4 protein-coding genes are annotated in these 9,325 nt (G+C 71.2%); 1 reads left to right on the forward strand and 3 read right to left on the reverse strand.

Translation table 11 applies throughout. The features are described from left to right. Positions 1 to 291: 291 nt before the first annotated feature. The 3 genes from ACFVGO_RS38860 to ACFVGO_RS38870 form a co-directional block, all read right to left on the reverse strand. Positions 292 to 2,403 (reverse strand): NEW3 domain-containing protein, encoded by a 2,112-nt coding sequence (locus tag ACFVGO_RS38860; protein ID WP_380636877.1) that lies wholly within the window; start codon positions 2,401 to 2,403, stop codon positions 292 to 294. A 286-nt stretch (positions 2,404 to 2,689) separates the two neighbouring features. Next, positions 2,690 to 5,119: a ricin-type beta-trefoil lectin domain protein gene (locus ACFVGO_RS38865; protein ID WP_380636879.1), complete on the reverse strand. Its 2,430-nt coding sequence runs from the start codon at positions 5,117 to 5,119 to the stop codon at positions 2,690 to 2,692. 104 nt (positions 5,120 to 5,223) lie between these two features. Then, positions 5,224 to 7,680, reverse strand: a complete 2,457-nt coding sequence (locus tag ACFVGO_RS38870; RefSeq protein ID WP_380636881.1) for an RICIN domain-containing protein — start codon at positions 7,678 to 7,680, stop codon at positions 5,224 to 5,226. 557 nt (positions 7,681 to 8,237) lie between these two features. Here ACFVGO_RS38870 and ACFVGO_RS38875 point away from each other — a divergent pair. Continuing rightward, complete coding sequence (locus ACFVGO_RS38875) at positions 8,238 to 9,287, forward strand: substrate-binding domain-containing protein (RefSeq protein ID WP_359915155.1); 1,050 nt, start codon at positions 8,238 to 8,240, stop codon at positions 9,285 to 9,287. The last annotated feature ends 38 nt before the right edge of the window (positions 9,288 to 9,325 follow it).

Raw genomic sequence — 9,325 nt, forward strand, 5'->3', positions numbered from 1 at the left:
GGGACGACGGTGTACCCGGTCAGGTCGAGGTCGCCGGGTTCGGTGTCGCCGCCGAGGCCGGCGATGCGCTCGCCCCCGACGGCGAGGCGGTCGCCGTCGACGACGCCGCCGGGCAGGACCAGGCGGGCGCCGGCCAGGGTGATGCGGTTCGTGACGATCATGGGTGGGTCCTGGATGCCGTTCGCGGGGAGGGGCGGATTCTCGTGCAGGGGAACCGGAGCGGAGTCCCGGGCGGGGGAACGCCGACCGCCCGGCCCACCGGAGCCGGTCCGGTGGGCCGGGCGGCGCGGATCACGGCTGGACGGCCAGCGCGAACACGTGGATCGCAGCGGCACTGGGCAGCGTGACGGAACGGATCGTCTTGCCGGGCGTCAACGGGACGGTGTTGGTGAAGACGCCGTAGCCGGTGCCGAAGTTGCCCGGTCCGGTGGGCGTGTTGCGGTGGTCCGTGGTGAACGCGGTCTTCGCGCCGTAGGCGTCGGTCGGGGTGCAGCACCAGTTGGGGAAGCCCAACTGGCCGCTGCTGGTGGTGCCGTCGGTGTAGGCGACGGTGACCGTGCCGGAGGCGAAGCCCGCTTCGGCGCCGAGGAAGCCCAGCGCGCTGCCCTGGCCGCTGAAGGTGATCTCCTGACCGGCGGCCGACACGTTGTCGTTGGTGCCGGCGGCCGCGGACGGCCAGGTGAAGCTGAGGCCGTTGGCGCTGATCGTGGCGCCCGCGGTGGCGCCGGCCCGGGCCAGGGCCTGCGCCGAGTAGCTGTTCCCGGCGCCGTCGAAGTTGCCGGGAGCGGTGTCGCTCTCCGAGGTGGCGCCGACGTTGTTGAACGCGGCCTCCAGCGACGGGTAGGGCACGGTCCGCACGATCGTCTGCTCACCGCTGACGGTGTCGACCCCGGCCGGCCGGGCCCGGTAGCTCGCGGTGGCGGTGATCGCCGTGACCGTGGTCCCGGGAGCGCCCTGGGGGCCGTGCACCGTCACCGTGGCCGACGCGGTTGCGCCCGGCGCGATGCGCGGGAGCGCGACGGTCGCCGGGGTGACGGTCCAGTCGGCGGGGGCGCTGATCCGCAGGTCGGTGTCGTTCAGCGCGACGGCGCCGTTGTCGGCCAGGGTGATCCGGTACGTCCCGGGCTCCTGGGCCGTGCTGACGTCCTGCCAGGTGACGGTGGTGGCGGGGGCCAGGCCGTGGGTCGCGCCGGGGTGGACCCGGTAGAGCACCGTGGCGTGCGGCGGCACGTTCGCGGAGATCACGCCGGTGGTCCCGACGGCCTGCTTGGTCACCAGGTCGTCGAGCCGGTAGCCGGCGGCAGCGGGCAGGCCGGCCCGGGCGGCGGTCGTGGTGATGGTCTGCGCGGTGTCGGAGGAGTTGAAGAGCGCGACCGCGCGGTCCCCGCCGGCCAGCGGCTTGCTCAGCACGTCGTAGCCGGTTCCGTGCTGGACGACGCGCCCCTGGAGGCCCAGCCGGTCCTGGTCGACGGCGATGACATCGCGGTTGCCGAGCAGGTCCAGCGCGGCCGGGGAGAGGCGGGTGAGGTCGGTGCTGGAGATCAGCGGCGCGGCCATCATGGCCCACAGCGAGATCTGGCTCTGCATCTCGTCCTGGCTGAGCCCGGAGTCGCCGGCGAGCAGGAAGTCGGGGTCGTTCCACCGGCCGGGGCGCTGCAGGTCGGCCAGTCCGACGTTGTAGCCGTAGTTGTACGTGATCGACGCCCACTTCTCGGCGCCACTGGCCTGGCCGAGTGCGATGTCCGCGCCCTCCCGCCACAGGTTGCCGAGCGGCGCGGACCAGCGGATCACCGAGTCCCAGTTCGGCGTGCCCTGGAAGTAGGCGGGCGCGGAGATCGAGAAGACCATCCTGCGGTGGGTGTTGAGCAGCGCCCGGCTCATCGCGGTGTAGGTGTCGCGGTAGCTCTGCTCCTCGGTCTCACCGGGCTTGACCGGGACGTTGCAGCCGTCGAGCTTGACGTAGTCGACGGCCCAGGACGCGAACAGGTCCGCGTCCTGCTGCCAGTGGTCGAGGGAGCCGGGGTAGCCGCCGCAGGTGGTGGTCCCGGCGTCCTCGTAGATGCCGAACTTCAGGCCGAGGTCGTGGACCTGGCGGCCGACGTAGGCCATGCCGTGCGGGAACAGCTGCGGGTCGGCGACCAGGTTGCCCTGGGCGTCGCGCTGTCCGGACATCCAGCAGTCGTCGATGGTGACGGTGTCGTACCCCTTCTTCGCCAGCCCGGTGGAGACGAGGGCCCGGGCGTTGTCGAGGATGGTCTTCTCGTCGATCCCGCACTGGTAGTACGACCAGTCGTTCCAGCCCATGGGCGGCGTGGGGGCGTAGTTGGGGTACTCGGCGACGGTGCCGGGCGGGGAGGGCTCGGCGGCGACCGCGGGCTGTGCCAGGAGCGTGGCGGTGGACACGGCGGCGAGCGTCGTACAGCAGGCGACGGTGGTACGGAGCCACCGGCGGAGGGCAGTTGACACGCTTCGACCTCACGGGATCTCGGGGTCAGGGCATGGATGGCTGCTGTGGTCCCAGCCGGATCATTTGTACGGGGCTCTGCTCGTTCTTGACAAGATGACGGGCAAAATAAGCAGTAACACGCACTCAATTGCAAAGTCCGAGCACGAGTGCACCTGGGGACCGGCCCGGCCGAGCAGCCACCGGTCGCGTGCGGGATCTTCCGGATCCCCGCGGGTCAGTGGGCTACGGCAGGGTCCAGCGCTGGTTGGCGCCGCCGTTGCAGTCCCAGATCTCCAGCGGGGTGCCGTCGGCGGTCGCCGCGGCCGGGTCGTCCAGGCAGCGGCCGGACTGGGTGCTCTTCAGGGTGCCGTCCGGCTGGGGCGTCCACTGCTGGTTGGCGCCGCCGGTGCAGTCCCACAGCTCGACCGGGGTGCCGTTGACGGTGCCGGCGCCGGTGACGTCCAGGCACTTGCCGTTGTGGGTGAGGGTGCCGTTGGAGCGGGTCCACACCTGCTGGGCGCTGCCGTCGCAGGCCCAGAGCTGCACGGCGGCGCCGCTGGTGCCGGCGGCGGGGCGGGCGCAGGTGCCGGGCAGGGCGGAGGCGATCGGGCCGGTGTGGGTGGTGGGCGTGCCGGGGGTGAGGGCGAAGTTGTCGAACTGGTCGGTCTGGTAGCCGGTCACGCCGAGGCCGGCGCGGCCGTTGGTGAAGCTCGCGTCGGTTGCGCTGCCCACGGCGGCGCCGTCGATGCTCGCCGTGAGGGTCTCGTTGTCGAGGGTGAGCGCGACGGTGTGCCAGCGGCCGGTGCCGAGGGCGGCGGTGGTGCCGCTCGCGAGGGTGGTGAAGTTCCACTTGGTGTCGCTCTTGTCGATCGACCAGGCGCCGGTGTCGCTCACCCGCAGGTGGTAGGCGTTCAGGCCGTTGTTGTTGCGGCCCTGCTGGCCGGCCCGGCCGAGGAGTTCGACCGTGCCGGACTGCTCGAACATGGTGTCGGCGGTGACGGTGTAGTTGGACCAGCTGCCGTCGCCCATCATCGTGTACGGGGCGTTGTAGGGCTCGTCGGTCCAGCGGATCGGCGAGGTCGGGGCCATCTGGCGCAGGCAGGTGCCGGTGCGGCCGCCGCCGCAGGCGACGGTCTGGAAGGCGCCGTTCATGTCCGTGAAGTACTTCGGCGAGGTGGTCGTCGCCGGGGTGTCGAAGCCGTCCGCGTAGGGCAGCTTCATCGGCGCGGCGGCCGGCGGGGTGGCGGTGCCCTTGCCCTGGCCGGTGGTGGTGGTCACGGTGTAGACCCGGCCGGGCTGGAGGGTGAGGGTGTAGCGGCCCCCGGACGGGGTGACGTCCTTCTGCTTGACGAACCACTGCGCCGGGTCGTTGGAGTTGAGGTCGGTGGACCAGACGTGGACCTTGCCGGTGGACAGGCCGCCGGAGACGGTGAAGTTCGCGGTCTGGGCCGCGGTGGCGTCCAGGGTCTCGATGACAGTGCTGTAGTCGCGCTTGTTCGTGCTCTTCAGCGTGACGTAGCTGCCGTTGGCGCGCGCGCCGCCGAGGTAGCCGCTCGCGGCGTCGATGTAGCTCCAGCCGGGCTGGGTGAACTGGGTGGTGTGCGCCGTGACCCAGGTCGTCTTTCCGATGCCGTAGTTGCCGGACCACGGCTGGTTGGCGATCGACATGCCGTCGGTGGAGAAGAAGAGGTCGGGGTAGAGCGCGGCGATGACCGGCCAGTTGATGAACGAGGTCATCTTCCCGTCGAGATAGCCTCGGTTGATCCCGCGCGCCACCGCCGGGGCGCCGCTGTTGAGGTCCTGGGAGCCGTTCTCGCTCGCCCACAGCGGCTTGCCGAGCGCCTGGGCGGTCGGCGTGCTCGGGCACTCGGTGAAGGAACTCATGTACCCGCAGGGGTAGTGCACGCCGACGACGTCGACGGCGTTCTTGAACGCCGGGTCGGCGGCCATGGCGTCGGCCACCTCCCAGGTGTCGTCGGCGGCGACGACCTTGGTGGCGCCGTAACCGCGCGCGACGAGCGTGCTCTTGAGGTTCTCGTACCAGGCCTTGTCGAAGCCGCGCTCGTTCCAGCCGCCGAGGTAGGAGACGTTCAGGTGGTGCCGGCCGGCGCAGCCCATCCACGACATCACGTAGTCGATGGAGTCCTGGGACCAGAAGTTGCCGCCGCTGCCGGTGTTCCCGATCCAGCCGGGGGCGCCCCAGGACAGGCCGATGAACTTGATGTCGGGGTTGCGGGCCTTGGCCTGGTCGGCCAGCCACCACTCGTAGCCCTGGTTGCAGTCGACGGTGCCCCTGGTGTGCTCGATGCTCGGCTCGGCGCCGTCGGTGGAGTTGGTGTCGCCGCCGATCTCCAGCTTCAGCACCTGCAGCGAGGCGCCGTAGCCGGGCTTGAACAGGTAGTCCAGCAGTTGGCTGCGCTGGGGCTCCGGATAGTCCACCAGCAGGCGGGAGTTGCCGCCACCGCCGGAGATCGCGCCGACCCCGTCGAAGGTCAGGCCCGGCTTGGTGCCGTCGACGGTGACGGCGGTGGAGGTGGCGGCGGTGGGGGTGGTGGCGCTCTCCGTCGCGGCCAGGGCGGCCGGCGGCGCGGCCAGGCCGCCGAGCGCGCCGGCGAGGACGAGCGCCGCGCTCAGGGCGGTGCGCCAGGTCGAGGAGGGGTGTTGACGGCCCATGGGCGTCTCCGAGGGTGGGGAGGGGTGGGGGCGGTGTTGCTCCGCGCCGGGCACCCGGTCGGGGCGCCCGGCACGACGTCGGGGCAGGGGGTTCTCCGGTCCCGTTACGAGACGGTCCACTGCTGGTTGGCCCGGCCGGAGGCGCAGGTCCACTGCACGACCTGGGCACCGTCGGCCGTCGAAGCGCCCGTGACATCCAGGCACTTGCCGCTGTTCACCGAGACCAGCTGGACGCGGGCCCCGGTGTCCGGGACGAGGGTCCACTGCTGGTTGGCCTTGCCGGCGGCGCAGGTCCACTGGACGACCTGGGCACCGTCGGCCGTCGAAGCGCCCGTGACGTCCAGGCACTTGCCGCTGTTGGCCGAGACCAGCTGGACGCTGCCGGTCCCGGCGACCGGCACCAGCATCCACTGCTGGTTGGCCTTGCCGGCGGCGCAGGTCCACTGGACGGCCTCGGCGCCGTCGGCGCTCGAAGCGCCCGTGACGTCCAGGCACTTGCCGCTGTTGACGCTGGTCACGGTGTGGGTGGCCGGCGCGGCCAGCGGCGTGACGGTGGTGTTGGCGAAATCGGCGTGCTGGAACCCGCCGACGCCCAGGCCGATCTGACCGATGCCGTGCCCGGCGTCGGCGACGGAGGCGACCTGGGTGTGGTCGATCGACGCGGTGATGCTCTGGCCCTGGACGGCCAGCGCGAGGTTGTGCCAGGTGCCGGCCCCCGCGCCGGGGTAGCTGCCGCTCGCCAGCACGGTGTCGGCGCCGGAGCGGTTCTCGCTGAACAGGCTCCAGGCACCGGTGTCGTCGATCTTCAGGTGGTAGCCGGAGCGGTCGTGGTCGACGTGGTCGATGCGGCCGAGCAGTTCGGCGGAGGTGCCGGCCTGTTCGAAGGCGACGTCCGTATTCGCCTGGTAGTGGGCCCAGGACGGGTCGCCCAGGAGGGTCAGCGGGGTGTAGTTCATGTCGTCGTGCCACGGGATCGGCGCCCGGGTGATGACCTGGCGCAAGCACACCGGGGTGGTCGCCCCGGACGGGCAGGGCGCGGTCTCGAAGGCGCCCGCCCAGTCGTGGAAGTAGCGGGCGGTGGCCCCTTCGGAGTAGCCGCCGAGGTCGGCCTGGTACGGCAGTGGCATCGCGGCGGGTGCGGGCGGCGCGGCGGTGCCCTTGCCCTGGCCGGTGGTGGTCGTGACGGTGTAGACGTAACCGGGCTGCACGGTGAGCGAGTACGAGCCGCTCTTCGGGGTCACGTCCTGGGCGTGGACGAACCACTTCGACGGGTCGGTGGAGTTCATGTCGGTGGCCCAGACGTGCACCTGGCCGGTGGACAGGCCCCCGGCGACCTTGAAGGTCACGGTCTGCGCGGCGGTGGCGTCGGTGGCCTCGATGACCGTGCTGTAGTCCTTGCCGGACTTGAGCGTGACGTAGCTGCCGCTGTGCGGGTCGCCGTTGGCGCCGGTCCCGGCCAGGTAGCCGCTGGACGTGTCCAGGTACTGCCAGCCCGGCTTGGCGAACTGGGTGGTGTGCGCCATCACCCAGATGTCGCGGCCGACCGCGTAGTTGCCGGACCACGGCTGGTCGGCGGCCATCAGCCCGGCTCCCGCGTACGGCAGGTTCGAGGGCCAGGAGCTGACCAGCGCCCACTTGATGTCGGCGGTGATCCGGGCGTCGAGGTACTCGCGGTTGACGTTGCGGGCCAGGGCGGCCGGGTCGGCGCCGTAGCTGTCGTTGTCGTCCTCGGAGGCCCAGAGCCGCTTGCCCAGCCCGGTCGCGGTGTCGCTGCCCGGGCAGGCGGTGTAGACGGGGGTCGAGTGCCAGCAGGTGCCGTGCAGGCCGATGACGCCGACGGCCTTGGCGAAGGAGGGGTCTGCGGCCATGTCCGCGGCGATCGACCAGTGCTCGTCATCGCTGTCGGACGCGACCAGGGTGGTGCCCTGGTGGCCGTGGGCGTCCAGGTCGGTGCGCAGCTTCTCGAACCAGGCCTTGTCGTAGCCGCGCTCGTTCCAGCCGCCGAGGTAGCCGACGTTCAGTCCGTGCTGCCGGGCGCAGCCGAGCCAGGACTCCAGGTACGTGATGTTGTCCTGGGACCAGACGCCGCCGTTCAGCCAGCCCGGCGCGGCCCATTCCAGGCCGTAGAAGGTGATCCCGGGGTTGCGGGCCTTGGCCTGCTCCATGAGCCACCACTCGTACCCGCGGTCGCAGTCGACCTCGGTGGGGGTGCGCATGTGGGACGGTTCGGGGCCGTCCGAGGAGTTGGCGTCCCCGCCGATCTCGACCTTCAGCATCTGCAGCGAGGCGCCGTAGCCGGGCTTGAACAGGTAGTCCAGCACCTGGCTGCGCTGGGGCTCGGGGTAGTCGACCAGCAGACGCGAGGTGGCGCCGCCGCCGCTGATCGCGCCGAGCCCGTCGTACGCGCGCCCCGGAGAGCGGCCGTCCAGTGTCACGGACTTCGTCGTGGGGGCCGGCGCGGCCACCGCGGGCGGCGCGGCCAGCGCGGCGGTGGTGAAGCCGAGTGCGAGCGCCGCCAGGGCCGTGACGCCCCGGCGGATCGGGTGGGGTGGTTCGCTCATCGACTACTCCTGTCGTCGGGCCGGGTCGGCCGGGTGGGGGCCCGCCGGGACTCGGTCGCCGGACGGGGCCGGGACGGGAGTGGCGGGTGCATGCCGACATGCCGGGGAGGACAGTAGACCCAACATTCAACAGTAATCAACAACTTCGGATGAAATACAACGCGATCGGCCACCCGCCCACAGGGGGCTGCCGCCGATCCGGGTTGCCACACGGGCACAGCACCGCCTCGCGGACATGCCCCTGCCAGGCGCTATTGACGTCGCCCCGGCTTTGCCCGAAGCTGTCCACGACAACAACCTACCAATCAGTAAGTTCCGATGAACACGCCACCACCTGCTCCGATCCGGAAGATCGCGGCCCGATCCGTCGACTTCGGCCCCCCATCCGCGGCGCGACGGGATAACGAGACGGTCTCGATGGCTCCGATCCGGAAACATGAGCTTGACTCAGCTCAGGGCCAGGCGTTTTCTTTTGACCCACCACGTTTGATCGTGGTGTTTTCTGATTGGTTTTGTTGCTTCTCGCCGATCGGCCCCCACCCTCAGGAGCCCCCTCCATGCACCTCCCCCTCCGTGGCCGCCTGGCCGCGATCGCCGCGCTGAGCCTGATCACCTCCGTCGGCCTGACCGCCTGCTCCACCGGACAGACGTCCTCGAACAGCGCGGACGCGCCCGTCGCCCCGGTGTCCGGCAAGGTGACGATCACCTACCTGCAGAAGCAGGGCGACCAGCAGTACTTCGTGGACGAGGCCGCGGGCGCCAAGGCCAAGGCCGCCGAGCTCGGCGCCGAGCTGAAGGTGGTGAACCTGGGCAACGACGCCAACAAGACGGTCGGCGAGGTGCAGGCCGCGATCGCGCAGAAGAGCAACGGCCTGATCATCGTGGTGCCCGACCCGGCGGTCGGCCCGCAGGTGGTCCAGACGGCCCGGGACGCGAAGGCCGCGCTGCTGACCTCCGACGACCAGGTCTGCACGAGCGGACCGGCCCCGGCCCAGTGCGCGGCGACCGACCTGGTGCCCCGGATCGGCTTCTCCGGTGCCCAGATGGGCGGTGAGGTCGGCAAGCGGGCCGCCGAGGAGTTCAAGAAGGCCGGCTGGAACGCGGCCGACACCCGGATCATCTCCGCCTGGAAGCAGGACGTCACCGTCTGCGGCGACCGCGTGAAGGCCGCCAAGGACGCCTTCGACCAGGCCGTGCCGGGCGTGCAGCTGATCGACGTCGCGACCGACAACACCCCGACCGGCGCGCAGGACAAGGTCGCCGCCACCATCACCGCCAACCCCGGGGTCAAGCACTGGGTGGCCTGGGGCTGCAACGACGAGAACGTCCAGGGCGCCGTCACCGCCCTGCAGAACGCCGGGATCAACCCCGACGACATCGACGGCGTCGGCCTGGGCGCCTACCTCGCGTGCAAGAACTGGGCCTCCGGCAAGCCCTCCGGGATGAAGGCCGCCCTGTTCATCAACGGCAAGGACGTCGGCGCCCTGTCCGTGCAGACCATGTACGACAAGCTCAAGAACGGCAAGGACTTCCCCAAGGAGGCCTTCGCCCCGACCACGATGGTCGACGCCGCCACCTGGCAGTCCGCGGGCGTGTCCTGCAGCTGACGCCTCGCCGAGCCGCCGGTGGGGCGGGCGGGCACCGA

This window comes from Kitasatospora sp. NPDC057738, assembly GCF_042798815.1.
Lineage (GTDB): Bacteria > Actinomycetota > Actinomycetes > Streptomycetales > Streptomycetaceae > Kitasatospora > Kitasatospora lactacystinica.